Origin of the sequence: Rhodococcus gannanensis, from assembly GCF_042681175.1 — a bacterium.
Lineage (GTDB): Bacteria > Actinomycetota > Actinomycetes > Mycobacteriales > Mycobacteriaceae > Rhodococcus_G > Rhodococcus_G gannanensis.
Genome location: NZ_JBHUFB010000008.1, coordinates 106,380 through 121,645, shown reverse-complemented (window position 1 = coordinate 121,645; position 15,266 = coordinate 106,380). Strand labels below are relative to the sequence as shown.

17 protein-coding genes are annotated in these 15,266 nt (G+C 67.8%); 7 read left to right on the top strand and 10 right to left on the bottom strand.

The window, feature by feature from the left end:
* Positions 1 to 9 precede the first annotated feature (9 nt).
* From ACFSJG_RS06325 to ACFSJG_RS06315, 3 genes are all read left to right on the top strand, one after another.
* The gene (locus ACFSJG_RS06325) at positions 10 to 948 is read left to right on the top strand and encodes a GTP pyrophosphokinase (protein ID WP_378484365.1); all 939 of its coding nucleotides are present in this window, start codon (positions 10 to 12) and stop codon (positions 946 to 948) included.
* A gap of 79 nt (positions 949 to 1,027) precedes the next feature.
* Positions 1,028 to 4,270, top strand: coding sequence for a DEAD/DEAH box helicase (locus ACFSJG_RS06320; protein ID WP_378484364.1), 3,243 nt, complete (start codon positions 1,028 to 1,030; stop codon positions 4,268 to 4,270).
* Positions 4,271 to 4,626: 356 nt separating this feature from the next.
* On the top strand, positions 4,627 to 4,755 hold the full coding sequence (locus tag ACFSJG_RS06315) for a hypothetical protein (RefSeq protein WP_378484363.1): 129 nt from the start codon (positions 4,627 to 4,629) through the stop codon (positions 4,753 to 4,755).
* Positions 4,756 to 4,884: 129 nt separating this feature from the next.
* Here the strand turns inward: ACFSJG_RS06315 and ACFSJG_RS06310 are convergent, their stop codons facing one another.
* Positions 4,885 to 5,493, bottom strand: coding sequence for a TetR/AcrR family transcriptional regulator (locus tag ACFSJG_RS06310; protein ID WP_378484362.1), 609 nt, complete (start codon positions 5,491 to 5,493; stop codon positions 4,885 to 4,887).
* A 59-nt stretch (positions 5,494 to 5,552) separates the two neighbouring features.
* Between ACFSJG_RS06310 and ACFSJG_RS06305 the strand changes: the two genes are divergently transcribed.
* The 3 genes from ACFSJG_RS06305 (at position 5,553) to ACFSJG_RS06295 (ending at position 7,659) form a co-directional block, all read left to right on the top strand.
* Entirely contained in the window at positions 5,553 to 6,464 is a 912-nt protein-coding gene (locus ACFSJG_RS06305; protein ID WP_378484361.1) for a hypothetical protein, read from the top strand.
* A 141-nt stretch (positions 6,465 to 6,605) separates the two neighbouring features.
* Entirely contained in the window at positions 6,606 to 6,884 is a 279-nt protein-coding gene (locus tag ACFSJG_RS06300; protein WP_378484360.1) for a GNAT family N-acetyltransferase, read from the top strand.
* Between the two features lie 202 nt (positions 6,885 to 7,086).
* Complete coding sequence (locus ACFSJG_RS06295; RefSeq protein ID WP_378484359.1) at positions 7,087 to 7,659, top strand: DUF4334 domain-containing protein; 573 nt, start codon at positions 7,087 to 7,089, stop codon at positions 7,657 to 7,659.
* Between the two features lie 216 nt (positions 7,660 to 7,875).
* On the opposite strand, the gene ACFSJG_RS06290 is transcribed toward ACFSJG_RS06295, so the two are convergent.
* Entirely contained in the window at positions 7,876 to 8,289 is a 414-nt protein-coding gene (locus ACFSJG_RS06290; RefSeq protein ID WP_378484358.1) for a hypothetical protein, read from the bottom strand.
* On the opposite strand from ACFSJG_RS06290, the gene ACFSJG_RS06285 reads away from it, so the two are divergent.
* On the top strand, positions 8,288 to 8,491 hold the full coding sequence (locus ACFSJG_RS06285) for a calcium-binding protein (protein ID WP_378484357.1): 204 nt from the start codon (positions 8,288 to 8,290) through the stop codon (positions 8,489 to 8,491). The two genes, ACFSJG_RS06290 and ACFSJG_RS06285, sit on opposite strands and share 2 nt — an antisense overlap.
* On the opposite strand, the gene ACFSJG_RS06280 is transcribed toward ACFSJG_RS06285, so the two are convergent.
* The 8 genes from ACFSJG_RS06280 to ACFSJG_RS06245 form a co-directional block, all read right to left on the bottom strand.
* Positions 8,456 to 9,010 (bottom strand): LpqN/LpqT family lipoprotein, encoded by a 555-nt coding sequence (locus ACFSJG_RS06280; protein ID WP_378484356.1) that lies wholly within the window; start codon positions 9,008 to 9,010, stop codon positions 8,456 to 8,458. The two genes, ACFSJG_RS06285 and ACFSJG_RS06280, sit on opposite strands and share 36 nt — an antisense overlap.
* An 85-nt stretch (positions 9,011 to 9,095) precedes the next feature.
* Positions 9,096 to 9,623, bottom strand: a complete 528-nt coding sequence (locus ACFSJG_RS06275) for an LpqN/LpqT family lipoprotein (protein ID WP_378484355.1) — start codon at positions 9,621 to 9,623, stop codon at positions 9,096 to 9,098.
* Positions 9,610 to 10,551: a hypothetical protein gene (locus tag ACFSJG_RS06270; RefSeq protein ID WP_378484354.1), complete on the bottom strand. Its 942-nt coding sequence runs from the start codon at positions 10,549 to 10,551 to the stop codon at positions 9,610 to 9,612. The genes ACFSJG_RS06275 and ACFSJG_RS06270 overlap by 14 nt, the downstream gene beginning before the upstream one ends.
* A 70-nt stretch (positions 10,552 to 10,621) precedes the next feature.
* The gene (locus ACFSJG_RS06265; RefSeq protein ID WP_378484353.1) at positions 10,622 to 11,587 is read right to left on the bottom strand and encodes a WXG100 family type VII secretion target; all 966 of its coding nucleotides are present in this window, start codon (positions 11,585 to 11,587) and stop codon (positions 10,622 to 10,624) included.
* Positions 11,584 to 11,877: a hypothetical protein gene (locus ACFSJG_RS06260; RefSeq protein ID WP_378484352.1), complete on the bottom strand. Its 294-nt coding sequence runs from the start codon at positions 11,875 to 11,877 to the stop codon at positions 11,584 to 11,586. The genes ACFSJG_RS06265 and ACFSJG_RS06260 overlap by 4 nt, the downstream gene beginning before the upstream one ends.
* Positions 11,878 to 12,062: 185 nt before the next feature.
* On the bottom strand, positions 12,063 to 13,127 hold the full coding sequence (locus ACFSJG_RS06255) for an AAA family ATPase (protein ID WP_378484351.1): 1,065 nt from the start codon (positions 13,125 to 13,127) through the stop codon (positions 12,063 to 12,065).
* Entirely contained in the window at positions 13,127 to 13,753 is a 627-nt protein-coding gene (gene pnuC / locus ACFSJG_RS06250; RefSeq protein WP_378484350.1) for a nicotinamide riboside transporter PnuC, read from the bottom strand. Before pnuC ends, ACFSJG_RS06255 begins: the two co-directional genes overlap by 1 nt.
* A 242-nt stretch (positions 13,754 to 13,995) precedes the next feature.
* Entirely contained in the window at positions 13,996 to 15,171 is a 1,176-nt protein-coding gene (locus tag ACFSJG_RS06245; RefSeq protein ID WP_378484349.1) for an oxygenase MpaB family protein, read from the bottom strand.
* Between the last annotated feature and the right edge of the window lie 95 nt (positions 15,172 to 15,266).

Here is a 15,266-nt window from a genome sequence, read left to right as displayed (position 1 = left end):
GGGCGGGCCATGCGAAGGACGAAGAAGGCGGACGCGGTGGCGACGCTGGTCGACGAGCTGTACGACCAGCGGGAACGGGCGTGGGCTGCGGCGCTGGTGACGACGCAGACGTTCCTCGACACGCTCGCCGATTCGGTGCTCGAGGACGAGGACCGCGACCGCTTGAACGCCGACACCGCCCGGATCAAGGACCGGGAGCGCGCCGTCGACAAGATCATGCGCCGCGTCGCGAACGGGCAGATGTCCCGGCCGACGACGCCGGAGGAGGTCGCCGAGGCGCTGCACGACCTGCTCGGGGTGAAGGTGCTGTGCAAGACGCCGCGGGACCTGACCGCGTTCACCGAGAAGCTGGAGAAGGCGTGCGCGTCACCGCAGTGTTCGGTGCGGTTCGCGCACCCGCCGAGGGATTACGTCACCGAGCCGAAGGACAGCGGCTACCGCGCGTATCACGCGGTACTGCTGGTGAAGGTCGCGACGCACGAGGGCGACCTGCCGGTGAAGGTCGAGGTGCAGGTCAAGACGCGACTGCAGGACGCGTGGGGCGAACTGACCCACGAGGACATGTACAAACCGGGCAAGGCCCTGAAACCCAACGAGTTCCACCAGGAGGTGGCCCGCCGGATGGCGGAGCTCCTCGACAACGTGGACACGATGGCGGATCTACTTGCGGCGGAGCTCGACCGGCAGACCGCGCCGGAGAACGACGCCGGCCCGGAGCTCGACGAGGTGACCGTGTTCGCGCGGATCACCAGCACGGGCAGGAGGTATGCGCTGGCGATCGCCCCGGACGGGCGGCAGGGTCTGATTCCGGCGCGGTCCGTGCGGGCCGCGCTCGGTTCCAACACTCGCATCAATGTCGCCAGGCACCTCCACGTCGGGGACACCGTCGACGTGCGGATCGAGGAGACGGACACGGCCCTCTACTTCCATCCGGTGACCCTGGGGTGAGTGCGAGACCGTCGGCGCAGGCGCGCGGGGCCGTCCACACGCACGGGGAGGGATCCCGGTCGCGGTACGGTCGGAGGTTATGAGCTCCGACCCGCATGCCGAATTCACCCTCGCCTCGCTGGCGCGGGTGGTCGGGCAGACGTCGTACGGTCGCGGGGTCAGGTATGCCCGGTCCGGAGCGGTCGCGGGCATCGACTGGTATCCGGACGAGCTGCGGGCGATCGGCACGGTCGAGGGCACGGGGTCGTATCAGGCCATCGCGAACTTCCAGCGGTTCGGCGACGAGTACGAGTTCACGTACGGGCAGTGCTCGTGCCCGGTGCGGATGAACTGCAAGCACGTGGTGGCGTTGACGGTCGTGCTCGTCGAATCCGCGTTGGAGGAACCCGATGCCGCCCCCGACTGGGAGGCGATCCTCGACTCGGCGTTGCCGGGCGAGCACGTCGCGGGCGGCGCCACACCGCTGGGTGTGCAGTTGTCGCTGCTGCGGGGGCCCCGCTCGGACCGGTGGGGAGTCGCGGCGAGGCTGGTTCGGCCCGGCAAGACAGGCTGGGTCAACAACAACATGACGTGGTCGAGCCTGGGGCACGTGCCCGAGTCCGACCCGAGGCAGGTCCTACTGCTCGCCGAGCTGTGGTCGACCTATCAGGTGGGCAGGCGCGGCTACTACGGGTACGGCAACGAGAAGGACATCGACCTCACCTCGATCGCACCGGAACGCCTGTGGTCGCTGATCGACGAGATGCACGACGCGGGAATCGAATTCGTCCACGCCCGTAAGGAACTGGGGACGGTGCCGCGGCCCGCCCGCGCCGAACTGGTCGTCGACCTCACCCGATCCGACCGTGGTCTCGAGGTGACGCCGGCGGTCCGCACGGACGACTCGGACATTCCCGTCGTGGTCCTCGGCTTCGTCGGCCCCGACCCGCACGGTGTCGTGTACCTGCGTCCCGCCGACGCCCGCGGCTCCGATCCCGAGCGCTGGCCGTTCCGACTCGCGCGGCTCACCGGCCGCGCGCCCCGCACCATGCAGGACCTGGTGATCGGAAACCAGTCCGTCACGGTGCCGCCAGAGGACACCGCCCGTTTCACCACCGAGTACTTTCCGCGACTGCAGCGCGTCGCGGCGGTGCGCTCGTCGAGCGACGACTTCACCCCGCCGACGGTCGAGGGTCCTGGCCTCATCCTCGACGTCTCGTTCTCGACCGATCACCGCGCCGACGTCACGTGGTGGTACGGCTACCGCATCGACGGCGCCGAACGGTTGACGGCGCTCGACGGCCCGCTGCACGAGGCGTTCCGCGACCCGGACGGCGAGCGCGCGCTCCTCGCCGGACTCGACGCCCCACTGGAGCAGTACGGGCTGCGCCGCGAGGGCGTCGAGCGCCCGTACCCGCACGTCACGCTGCACGGCCTCGACACGGCACGGCTCGCCGGGGAACTGCTGCCGCTGCTCGAGGGCCGCGACGACGTCGAGGTCCGGGTGAGCGGCAGCCCCGCCGACTATCGCGACGCGGGCGAGTCCCTGCAGATCGGGGTCGGCACCGACGCGACGGACGACGGCGACTGGTTCGACCTGGAGATCAACGTCCGGGTCGAGGGTCGGCCGGTGCCGTTCAAGGACGTCTTCACCGCCCTGAGCGCCGGCGATTCGCACCTGCTGCTGCCCGACGGCGCCTACCTCTCCCTCGACAAACCGGAACTGCAACGCCTCAAGGCCCTCATCACCGAGGCCAGGGACATGCACGACCAGGACCCGAACCAGCTGCGGCTGAGCAGGTTCCAGGCCGGCGTGTGGGAGGAACTGGCCGCGCTCGGCGTGGTGGAGCGGCAGGCCGAGCAGTGGCGGGTGCAGGTGCAGGGCCTGCTGGACCTGCACGAGACGTCCGATCTGGAGCCGCCCGCGTCACTGCTGGCGACGCTGCGCCCCTATCAGGTCGAGGGGTTCCGGTGGCTGGCATTCCTGTGGACGAACCGACTCGGCGGCATCCTCGCCGACGACATGGGTCTCGGCAAGACCGTCCAGTCACTCGCGTTGATCTGCCATGCGCGGCAGCAGGATCCGGACGGGAGCGTGCGCGACGACGCCCCCGTGCTGATCGTCGCACCGACGTCCGTGGTGCCGAACTGGGCGTCGGAGGCGGCGCGCTTCGCGCCGCACCTGAAGGTCGTCGCGATGTCGGAGACGGCCGCGAAACGCGGTGCCGCGCTGGGCGACTCCGTCGAGGGAGCGGACATCGTCGTCACCTCGTACACCCTGGCCCGCCTGGACTCCGAGGAGTACGAGGCGCACCGCTGGTCGATGCTGCTCCTCGACGAGGCGCAGTTCGTCAAGAACCACCGCTCGAAGGCGTACCAGGCAATGCGCCGCATCGATGCGCCGACGAAGATCGCGATCTCGGGCACGCCGTTGGAGAACACCCTGATGGAACTGTGGTCGCTGCTGTCGATCACGGCGCCGGGACTGTTCCCGCACCCGACGAAGTTCCAGGAGTTCTACCGCACCCCCATCGAGAAGTCCGGCGACAGCGAGATGCTCGCGCAGTTGCGCCGCCGGATCAGGCCGCTCATGCTGCGCCGCACCAAGGAGCAGGTCGCGGCCGACCTGCCCGAGAAGCAGGAGCAGGTGCTCGAGGTGGAACTGTCGCCACAGCACCGCAAGCTGTACGACACCCGGCTGCAGCGGGAACGGCAGAAGATCCTCGGACTCGTCGACGACCTCGACTCCAACCGGTTCACGATCCTGCAGTCCCTGACGGTGTTGCGGCAGCTCAGCCTCGACCCCTCGCTGGTCGACGAATCGCACCGGTCGGTGGGGTCCGCGAAGATCGACGCGCTGATCGAACAGCTCGAGGACGTCGTCGCGGGCGGGCACCGCGCGTTGGTGTTCAGCCAGTTCACGGGATTTCTCGACCGAGTGCGTCAGCGCCTCGACGCCGAGGAGGTCACGTACTCGTACCTCGACGGGCGGACCCGAGGGCGCGCCCAGGTACTCGACGAGTTCAAGTCGGGCTCGGCGCCGGTGTTCCTGATCAGTCTCAAGGCGGGCGGGTTCGGACTCAACCTCACCGAGGCCGACTACTGCTTCCTGCTCGATCCCTGGTGGAACCCCGCGACCGAGGCGCAGGCCGTGGACCGCACCCATCGCATCGGCCAGACCCGCAACGTCATGGTGTACCGGCTCATCGCGAAGGACACCATCGAGGAGAAGGTGATGACGCTCAAGGGACGCAAGTCCGAACTGTTCTCGTCGGTCGTCGACGAGGGTGGCGCGTTCAGCTCGTCGCTGTCGGCAGAGGACATCCGCGAGCTGCTCGGATAGCGGGCGGAGACGTAGCGTCCCCACACGAGCGGCCGAGGTGTTAGCATCACCTAAGTTCTTGATTCACCTTTCAAGAACTCTGTAAACGACTGCCGCTCAACGTGTTTGCGTGGAGCGGCAGCAGTATGTGAGGAGAACACCATGGGATCGGTTGCCGACCTCCTGTCGCAGAGCCAGGCTCTCACCCAGCTCGAGTACCTCTTCGGCGTCATTGCCGGCCTGTCGCAGAGCTGAGCCCGACCGACATCGGGCGCCCCGGGTGACCAGAACCTGAGCGGCGCCACCCCCGACCCTCCCCCGGGTCGTCCCCACCCCCGCGACGCCATGCGGCGTCGCCCTACCCCTGGAGGCACCACATGGGCTCCCTCGAACCGCTCTACATGGGACCGCTGGGCAGCGTCGACCTCATCGCCGCCGGCGTGATCGACTCCGTCATCAACAACATCAACTGGGGCGTCGTCTTCGCCAGCTACCTCGGCAGCTGACACCCGGTTCGTCACCGGCGAAGGTCCGTGCGGCACTGTGCCGCAGGGACCTTCGTCGTCGGGTCCCACATCGACCGAGCTCGGGCAACCAGGCGTCGAGCCCTTGTCGCGTGTGCCGAGCCGGTGGTCTCAGCCGGGAACGCCGGCAGCGACCGCGAGAGCCTCCACCACCCACCGCTCATAGTCCTCTGCGGCCCAGCCACGTTCGTGGAGCAACAGGTCGTGCGACTCGGGGCCGAGAAGGACCAGCCCGATGTCGACGCACCGCTCCACGTCCAGTGCGTCCACCTTCGCGGCGAGCGCGGCCATCAGGTGACGCAGCACCGTTTCGTGGTGCGCACAGGTGGCCGCCCAGAGTTGCGCGACCTCCGCGTCGGCTCCCGCGGCAGCCCGCACGGCAAGCAGCACGGGACCGACCCGGTCGAGCACCTGCCGCGATGCGTGCACATGAATGCGCAACTGCTCCAGAGGTTCCGGGGCCGCGATCGCGTCGGCCACCCACTGCCGCTCGAGGGTGGGCACCGGGTCGTCGTCGCCGGCGATCGACACGTCGAGCAGCGCCGAGAGAATGCTGCGCTTGTTGCCGAACACGAAGTAGACGGTCTGCACCGCCACTCCGGCTTCCACGGCGATCGCCTTGATCGTGGTGGACGCGTATCCGGTGGTGGTGAAGAGGGTGCGCGCCGCGACCAGGATTCTGCGGCGCGCGGGGGTGCTGTCGTCCGAGGCCGTTGCCATGCCGAGAGTCTAGCTCTAGAGTCAGGCACTAGAGCTATACTCTAGCGATTGGAGGGGCCATGACGACCGTGCTCGTCCTCGGCGGCTACGGGGCCGTCGGAACACACCTGGTGTCGGCGTTGCGGTCGACGGGTGTCACGGCACTCGCGGCCGGTCGCGACCCGGCGCGGGCAGACCGAGTGATCGACCTCGCGGCACCGGTCGACGCGGCCGTCGACGGGGTCGACGTCGTCGTGAACTGCGCCGGCCTCGAGGACCCGGCGCTCGCCGCCGCAGTCGCCGGGCGCGGCATCCCGTTCGTCGACATCACCGCGACCTCCGCATACGCGACCGCCCTCGAAGCGGTGTCGGGTCCGGTCCTGCTCGGTGTCGGCATCGCGCCCGGCCTGTCGAGCCTGCTCGCGGTGGAGGCGGCGCGAGGTGGCGGCCCGGTCGACATCGCGATCGGTCTCGGCGCGGGCGAGTCGCACGGCGCCGCCGCGACCGCGTGGACCTACGGTCTGGCCGGACGCCATTTCGACGATCCCGACGGTTTCCGCGTTCGCAACTACACGAAGCCCACGCGGTTCGCCCTGCCCGGCTACTCCCGATTCCCCGTCCTGCGAACCGATTTCGCGGACCAGCACCGCCTGACCACGGACCTCGGGACTCCGGTGCGCACACACCTGCGCCTCGACTCCAGGTTCGCCACCGCCGGGTTGGCCGCCCTGACCTGGGTTCCGTGGGCGGCGCGCTGGGTACCCGCGGGCGCGATGCCGGGCAGTGACATGTGGGTGGTCGCCGCCCGCGGCGCGTCGGGAACGGTGTCGGCGTCCGGCCACGGCCAGTCACTCGCCACCGCCCTCGTCGCAGCCGAGGCGGTGCGACTGCTGGAGTCCACCTCGATAGACAAGCCCACCTGGCTGCATCAGGTCACCGATCTCGCGGCGTTCGCATCGAGGCTCGACGGCGACACGATTCGGGTCGGCTGACGGACAGCGCCTCGTCGGGCGGCTGCATCGCCGTGACCGGTGTTCCGACCCGAAGCGACGGAACAGGCACACCGTCCGGGCTGTTGTCACTGACGTGGACGCACGCCGTAGCGTGGTGGGTACCCCGACGAAAGGACGACCGTGTCGCACGTCATCGAGCACCGGCCCGAGAACAACCGTTTCGAGATCCTCGTCGACGGCCAGGTCGCCGCGTACGCCGAGTACACCGAGCACGGCGGCATACGGGACTTCGACCACACGGTCACCGAGCCGGCATTCCGGGGCCAGGGCCTCGCGGGCGCACTCGTCCGGGCCGCGCTCGACACCACGCGCGCCGAGGGGCTGCGCATCCGAACCTCGTGCTCCTACGTGGACGCGTACGTCGTGAAGCATCCCGAGTACCAGGATCTCGTCGCCTGAGACGTCCGATCAATCGCCGCGTCGGATCCGGTGTGCCCGGGCGCGCTCCGGTCCTGTCGAGTGTTCGAGGTCGCAGGTGTGGTTCGGGATCCTACGTGGCCTGACACGCGACGTTGTGGTCCCGAGATCCGCTCGCCTCGGTCATTCCCTCTTCCCGGCCGGATCGGCAGAATGTGCGGCAGCCAACGATCGGGAGGTCAGGATGTCGGTAGCCGAGCAGATCATCGCCGAGCAGCGCGCGGCGGTCGAGGACGCGCAGGCGGTGTTCGACGACGCCCCACCCGCCGACCCGGACTTCATGATCGGCACCTGGCGCGGCGCCGAGCTGCGCACCGGCAACAAGATGGACGGCATGCTCGACGCGAGCGGCTGGTGGGGCAAACAGTTCGTGGACGCCGAGACGGTGCATCCACTGCTGTTCCCCGCCGCCGACGGACGCTCACTGTGGGCGCTCGACCCGGCGCGGATCCCCTTCAATCTGCTGATGCACCCGATCGTGCCGTCCTTCGAAGGCAAGGACCTCTCGAAGCTCGTCACCCTCACCCGCCCGGCTGTCGCGACGCGGAAGCCGAAGGCGCGGCTGCGCACCACCCACTTCCGCGGCACCGACACCGCCACCATGATCTACGACGCCCACCCCATCAACGACGTGTTCCGCCGCATCTCCGACACCACCGTCATCGGGTGGATGGACCTACGCGGTTCCGAGCGGCCGTACTTCTTCTCCCTCACCCGCGACGAGTCGCTTCCCGTGAAGGCGCTCGGCGCCCGCTGACAACCCTCGCCTGCTTTCCCGAATGGCCCATCCGGTCAGCCTGACCGACTGGATGGGCCATTCGGGAACCAGCTTCGTGGCGAACGTGGTGATCAGTTCACTCGCCACGAATCTCTGGAAGCACGAGATCGATTCGTGCCGCAACCCGAAATGATCGGTCATTCGCCCGAATGACACAGTGGCACAGCATTGTCCGAACCTCGATGTACGGTGACGTCACCGTCTCCGGCTACGAGCGCCGGTTCCGCGTATGCGGAGCGTAAGGGCCTCGGGAGTAGCCACTTTCAGCCCACTCACCACGAGGATCATCATGCGCCGCCATCCGTCCGCCCTGCCCGCACGCGTCCCGAACCGCCGAGCGTCGGAGTCGCCGAGTCGCTCACGGGCACTGCGGGTCGCGGGAATCGTCTCGACTGCGGCACTCACTGCGGTGGTCGTCGCCGGCTGCGGCAGCAGCGACACCGCGGACACCGCGAGCGACCCGTCGAGCACCACGAGCGCCGTGCGCACGACGCCCGCACTGCTGACGACAGTCGCATTGCCGCCGGCTCCCGTGACAACGGCGGATCCAATACCGGCGGCCGCCCCGGCACCCGTGGTGGCGGCGGTCATGCCGAGTGTCGTGTGCATGAACCTTCAGTCGGCGCAGAACCTCATCCAGGAGGCGGGTGTCTTCTTCTCCCGGAGCACCGATGCCACGGGCGCCGGCCGCAGCCAGATCGTCGACTCCAACTGGATTGTCGTCGGTCAGACACCCCTGCCCGGTGCACCGGTCACCGAGGGCGAGGCCATGCTGTCAGCGGTCAAGATCGGCGAGACCGCGAGCTGCTGACACGCGGGCCTGTCCCCGGAACCGCAGGCCCCGATTGAGCGCCGCCACGTCGGCTTCGAGCTCGTCCCCCCGGTCGGCGAGGGTGGTGACGGTGAGCTGCGTGAGCCACGTGTCAGCGGGGTTGCCGGTGATGACGTAGCGCGTCGTCACGTCGAGATTCCAGTCGCCAGCGACGTAGGTTCCGCGGATGAACGCGGACGGCGCCCGCCCGAACGGTGCCCGCGACGTCACGATGTCACACCAGAACGGCAGCCTGCGCGAGTCGACGAACGCGCAGGACAGCAGGTCGAAGACGTCGAAGTGGCCGTCCAGTCGGGCTTGGGACAGCACGGCGTTTGCCGTGAAACCGGCACTCGTCGACGCCGGGCACGCCACGACCTGCGCCGCACCCGGGAACTGATCGGGCGCAGCCTCCGACCATCCCGGAAGGACGGGGATCGACACCGCACCCGTGTACGGCTCCACGACAACGGATCTGGTGGTGAGATACTCGGCGATCGACTCGCCGGCACCGGTCATGGTCACTGTGTCCTCTGTTTCGGTCGTGCCGCATGGGACCGCTCCGGCGGCGGCAGTGGCCGCAACGACTTCCGCACCCTTGCCCCTACCTGGAACACAGCGCGGTAAGTCCCAAGTTGATGACCGTGACGTCCATCTCCAGATCCTCGTCACGACTGGCGAGAGTCGTAACGGTCAGTTGGGTTAGGTGGATGTCGTCCATCGCCACGCTGAGAACGTAACGCGTGGTGGCATCGAGGATCCAGTCATCGATGACGAATGTCCCGCGAATGAACGCGGACTGCAGGTGTCCGTACGGTACCCGCGAAGTTTCGATGTCGCACCAGTCGGGTAGCCGCCTCGAGTCGGTGAACGCACAATCGAGGAGTTCCTCGGGGTTCACCGCATCGGACAACCTGCCGTGTGTCAGAACTGCATTGGGCGTGAACCCGGAGGCGGTCGCGCCTGTGCAGACAAGCACCTGAGAAGCACCCGGAAACTGATCAGCAGGAAGCTCTGACCATCCGGGCAGAACCGGTATCGATGCGATACGGTCGACGACCGACTCGACGGTCACATGATTGGACGCAAGGTACTCGGCGATTGTCAGCGCCGAGTTGTCAGTGGCCAGCATGTGGCACCTTCGTCTGTCCGATGCGCGCCACCCGGAGCCGTTCACGGAGCGGCGGGGGGCGCAGCAACTCACGCGCGTCAGGCACCGCGACGATCTCTCGCTGGTCTGGGTTGTCCTTCATGTGCCGCAGAAGATCGATCAGCATGTTCGGTTCCGCGACGAACTGTGACGTGACAATCGTGACGTAGTCGGCCGAGTCGAGTTGGAGTTGGACATCGGCCGGAACGGCGTCTCGCGGCCGAACGATGATTCTCGGAACCTCCAAGTCGATCATTGCCGTGTGGACGACGTTGACACTGGCTTCAATGTCGACGATGTCGTCCCACGCGACGAACCAATCGGCTCGGACAAAAGTCAATTTCCGCCATTCCCGTGTCTGTCGGTGGAGTCCCCCCGGCGAGATGACCAACTGCGTTCGTGAGCGCCCAACCAAGATCAGCACAGCGATTGCCGCCGAGGCAACACCGATGACCGCCATGAAGTTCGCGGCACCCTCCGTCTGTCGACCCTCAGGCAGCAGTGCGCTGGGATTGCCAAGGTAATAAGTTACGGCAGAAAGCAATCCATACGTTGCCAGCGCAGCCATAGTCGCGCCAAAGGTGACGGCAAGTCCCCGAACGGCCGGAACCACGATTCCCCGTTCTCCGGCCGTCTCCGGACGCGTTGTGATCCGCCGGGAAAGTCCCACAAAACGGATTCCGCCGAATCGGCAGTTGAGAACGACGAACCCGACCAAGGCAAGCACCATGCCTGCCATGCCCAAACTCGCGAGGTTGTCTCCCGAACGCACGAAATCGACCACGGCCAGCGCCCCAGCCGCGGCTGGGGCAGATAGCACCAGCGCGCACGTCAGCCATCCGTAGTGCAATCGCTGCGGCCACGAGGGCAGTGGGAGGCTGTCACGTGAATCGCCTTGCTGCGCCTTCATGCCCGCTTCCTCCTCTTGATCCAGAAGACTTCAAACGCCGGAGGCCAATTGCCCATCGCCCGGTCAAATCTCACTCCCATATCAACTGACCCACTTTGGATACGGCCCAGCCGACACCGCCTCCAGCAACGACTCCAACCACTACGCCCACCCCCGTCCCAGCACCCGGAAAGATCGAACCAACGGCGGCACCGGCCCCGATGCTCGCGATCAGGCCCGCTGCGGCACCCGCACCCTCAGTGACGATCGCCTCCGTCGGGTCCATTCCACCCTCGATGTCATTGACAACGGCCGGGACCGTCCCGAGCGCGGCGCCGAACGGTCCGAGCCCGCGCCCGATCGTCCGTGCAAGGTCATCGCCAGTAGCCGTCGCCGCGCTCGCCAATCCCGCACTAGTCGCATCGGTCACAAGTCCGATCGAGGATGCGGCAGCGGTGGCCGGGACGTCCGGCATCCACGTGAACTCGTCCTGCTTGCCCTTCGACACGGTCCCCGGCTTCGCGGCAGAACCGGCATCTTCAAGCGCCGCGATCGCTACCCGCAGTGACCGCTCCGCGTCAGCAGCTGCATCTCCAGCCTGGCGCAGCGCATCGGTCGTCGCGTAAGTGAGATCCAGTGCCTCCTGCCGTAGCCGCTCACCCGCGTCGGACACAGCGGCACCGGCAACAACCACGAGCAGTCCACTGGCGTCGACAGTGCCGTCGTCTGCAACGGTGAACCCCGCTGTTCGGGCCGCCGTCACTGTCCGGATGAGATGATCACGCGCAGCCTCGACCGCACCTGAGCTACGGCGCAGCGCATCGGAGACAGAATCGATGCCTTCCGCAACTCCGCGACCCAGTCGGTCCTCCTGCACGACACGTTCTGCCGCGGCCGTTGCAGCGCTGCCACGCCACGTGTCGGCCAGTGCATCCTGCTCAGCCGTCAGACTGTGCATACTGCGTCGGGTTGTCTCCGCGACCGCAACCAAACCGTCAGCCGCCGCAACCAGCGCCGCAGGATCCCACGAACTGACCTGCGAGACCGTCAGAGTCACGCGGGCACATCCATCGCGTGAAGCGCACCGGTGAAGGTGGCCTCGGTTACGTCGTAGCCGTCTGCGTTGCCGCGTGCGATCCGCGCAACCTCGCTCAGTCTGCGGCACACATTGCGTAGCCCTAGAGCGCCTGCATCGAATCCGGCCGTACACGCATCGCCGAACGTGGTACCGGGCAGCGCACCCTGCGCCTCGGCGAACGGCGAACTCACGTCGACCGACGCCAGCGACCTCGACACCCCCGACACCGAATCCGCGAACGATCGCAGCTTGTCCGGGTCAACCTTCACCGACACAACGCCCCCCAGGTGTTGATTCCCTGGCCGGAGGGTACTGCACCCTTCCGACACCGGCGCACACCCACCCCTACCCGGTTGTGCATATGTGTGCAGAACGTCCTGTAGACCGGAAGACCAGGAGGCAAAGCACGTCGGTGGCCGGGCGGATCGAATGCGCCACACGAGAACCGACCCAGCTACAGCGGGTCGCCGAACGCCAGGTTCAGCCGCAGCGCCTGATCGATCACCCGCACCGCCAACTCGACACGCTCTTCGAGGCTGCCCGGCAGGAGCACCCACGACCGTCCCGCGTCCGTGAGCGCGTCCTCGAACCAGCCGGTCATGTCGGCGCGGATGTGCTCGCCGTCGCGAATCCCGTCCTGCACGAACGGAACTCCGACGTGGTCGGTGAGCAGGTACAGCGCCCTACGATCCGGCGCGACGGCGTGTCCCCCGCACTCGCCGAGATAGCGGCGTTCCCACACGGTGGTGGCGAACGCGTCGGTGTCGCAGATCAGCACCGGCGAACCGCGACGCGCCGCGTCGTCCTCGAGCCTGCTCTGTTCGGCGGCGATCCGGGCGAAGTCGTCGCCGGTCCACACCAGGTCGTCCATCGTCACGTCCGGGTTGCTGCGCTGCGCGTCGTCGAGCTTGTCGACGGTGGCCTGCCGCCCGTACTCGGGCACCCACTGCGTCCGCGTCCACACCCCGCCCCGGGCCCGGTAGTGCTCGGCGACGGCGCGGCTGACGGTGGTGGTGCCGGTGGATTCGGCACCGACGACGACGATGCGGGTGGCGAGGCCGGCACGGGTGGCGTCGGCGAGGTCGTCCCAGCGGGCGACGAGGTCGGCGCGACACGCCGTCCCAGACACCGGGTACGCGACCCGTTCCGGGTCGATGCTGACGTGGACGGCCGAGAACCGGTGCGCCAGTTCGTCTCCGTACTTCTCGCTGGAGACGATCGCGTCGACGGGGACACCGGTGACGCGGCGGACCGCGGCCCGCATGCACGCCACCTGCGCCGCCCACACCGTGTCGGAGCCGAGGTCCATCGGCGCGTCGCACACGACCCCGGTGACGGTGACCGCCGAATGCGCTGCCTGCATCCAGGACACCCTGTCCGCCAACGGTATCGACTCCGCTGCCGACGCCATCACCAGCACCGTCACCTGCTCTGCGACCTCCTCGGCGGACCGCACGAGGTGGTGGTGCCCGGCGTGGGGTGGGTAGAACTTGCCGATGACGAGCGCGTGCCGGTACATCACGCCACCGCGGCGTAGTCGGTGGCGGCGACACGGCTACGACGCCAGGCGACGAGTCCGCGGATGCACAGCAGCAGGAACCCGATGTACAGCAGGGCCGTCAACGTGAGCCCCTTGTGGAAGTACAGGGGGATGTAGATCAGGTCGGCGGCGATCCACAGCAGCCACGATTCCCACTTCTTCTTCGCCTGCCCCCACGTCGCGAGCAACGACAGCACGGTGGTGACGGCGTCCCAGAACGGCACCGTCGAGCTTGTCGCCGTGTCGAGCAGGATTGTCAGCGCGGCGGTGCCTGCGATGCCGACCGCGGCGAGCATCGCCCACTGGCCGCCGCTGGTGCCGGTGACGTGCAGCGCACCGCCGTCACGTCCGCGGGTCCAGTTGCTCCACCCCCACAGGGCGAGTGCGATGTAGACAACCTGCAGTCCGGAGTCCGCGTAGAGACCGGCGGTCGCGAACAGCAGGATCCAGACGAGGTTGTTCGCGATGCCGATCGGCCAGTTCCACAGCGACTGCCGCCCGACGAGGTAGACGCACCAGGCGCCGGTGACGAAGCCGATGACCTCGGCCCAGGTGGTCGGCGCACCGAACGCGGTGAACGCCGTCGAGTTCAGGAATGTGAGCATCGTGGCCCCCTTTCAACTGTTCGGAACATTAGCGCATATTTGCGCTAACTCGCAACAAGGCTGAACGCCACGTTCATCTCACTCACCCGAACGAACGCCACCTTCACCCCGACGCGGCACACACCCCACATCCGCTGAACGCCACGTTCAGCCAGACACGGCGCAGCATCCTCCGCGAATGGCTGAACGTCCCCTTCACACGATCTACAGGCATGAACGTGACGTTCAGCCGCACAGGGGGATCAGTGGGGAGCGGCGTCCACGAGGTCGTGCTCGACGCGGTACGACGCTCGCATCCGCGCCATCTCCGAGTCGCGCACCCGGTAGGCCTCCGCCGTGGCCGCTTCCTGATCGGAGACACGGAACTGTTGGGCGCGTCCGACCAATGCGAGCACAGGTCCGACGCGGCGGAGCACGTGCTTGATCGGACTGTCGGGGATTCGCAGGGCGTCGGCATCCTTGTCGCCGATGAACACGCGCTGCAACCCGTACATCAGCTTGACGGCCAACGCTTTCCGCATTTTCTCGTTGCCCGGCAGGAGGTTCGCCAGCTCGGGCGCGAGGTAGTCCTCGGTGAGCGCGACGACGAACTCACGGTCGTCGTCGCCGGGGCCCGGCGAGGTGAGCCGGTACAGCTCCTCGACGCGGACGTGGTCGGCCTCGGTGTGCGGGTTCAGCGCCTCACTCATGCCGACGACGTGCCCGACGTACCGCCACAGGTGGTAGATGTCGGCGAGTTCGCGGTCGGTGAAGCGGACCCCGAGCCCGTGCATGGCTTCGTTGGCGATGTGCCCGAACTCGGCGATGGTGAACGCCATGTACGGCTGCGGGATCGGCACACCCCACGCCGCCTCGTCCCACTGCCCACTGAGCCGGATACCGCGACGGACGTGCGCGTGGATGATGCGGACGCGCACGGTGTACTCGAAACCGGCTCCGCCCCTTCGCATTCCTCCGCGGGAGATGACGTGCCGCAGCCACTCCCCCACCTCCACGGACCGGATGGCGGGCTCGCTGGCGTAGCGACCGGTGAGCGCGAGCGGCTTCCCGGCGATGGTGTTCCCAGCGCCACGGACCAGGGAGGCGGCCCCGAGGACCATGCCCATCACGGCGCTGTTGCGGATGAGCGCGTCGGCGGCGCGGTCGAGGCTGTCGTGGTCGAGCCAGTCTGGTTCGTCGTCGAGGAACGCGAACAGGTCCCGCAGCGACTGCGGGGCATCGGGGACGGAGTCGATCCCACCGGTCAGGGCGGCGCGCACCGCTGCGGTGGCCGACGATCCCCCGAACACATCCTCGACCACCGCATCGGCCAGTGGATCGGCCTCCCACATCCCGTCGAGCCACACGCGGCCGGCGTCGCCGTGGCGGCGCAGCGCGAGGTCGGCGTTGACGAGGTCGTGGGGTATCGGTCGGTCCATGCGATTCATGTAAACACGAGGAATCCTCACTTACTATTCACTTTCAGAAGGTCGCGCCCAAGGGGATGAAATGGCAAGTAGGACCGCACGACGCT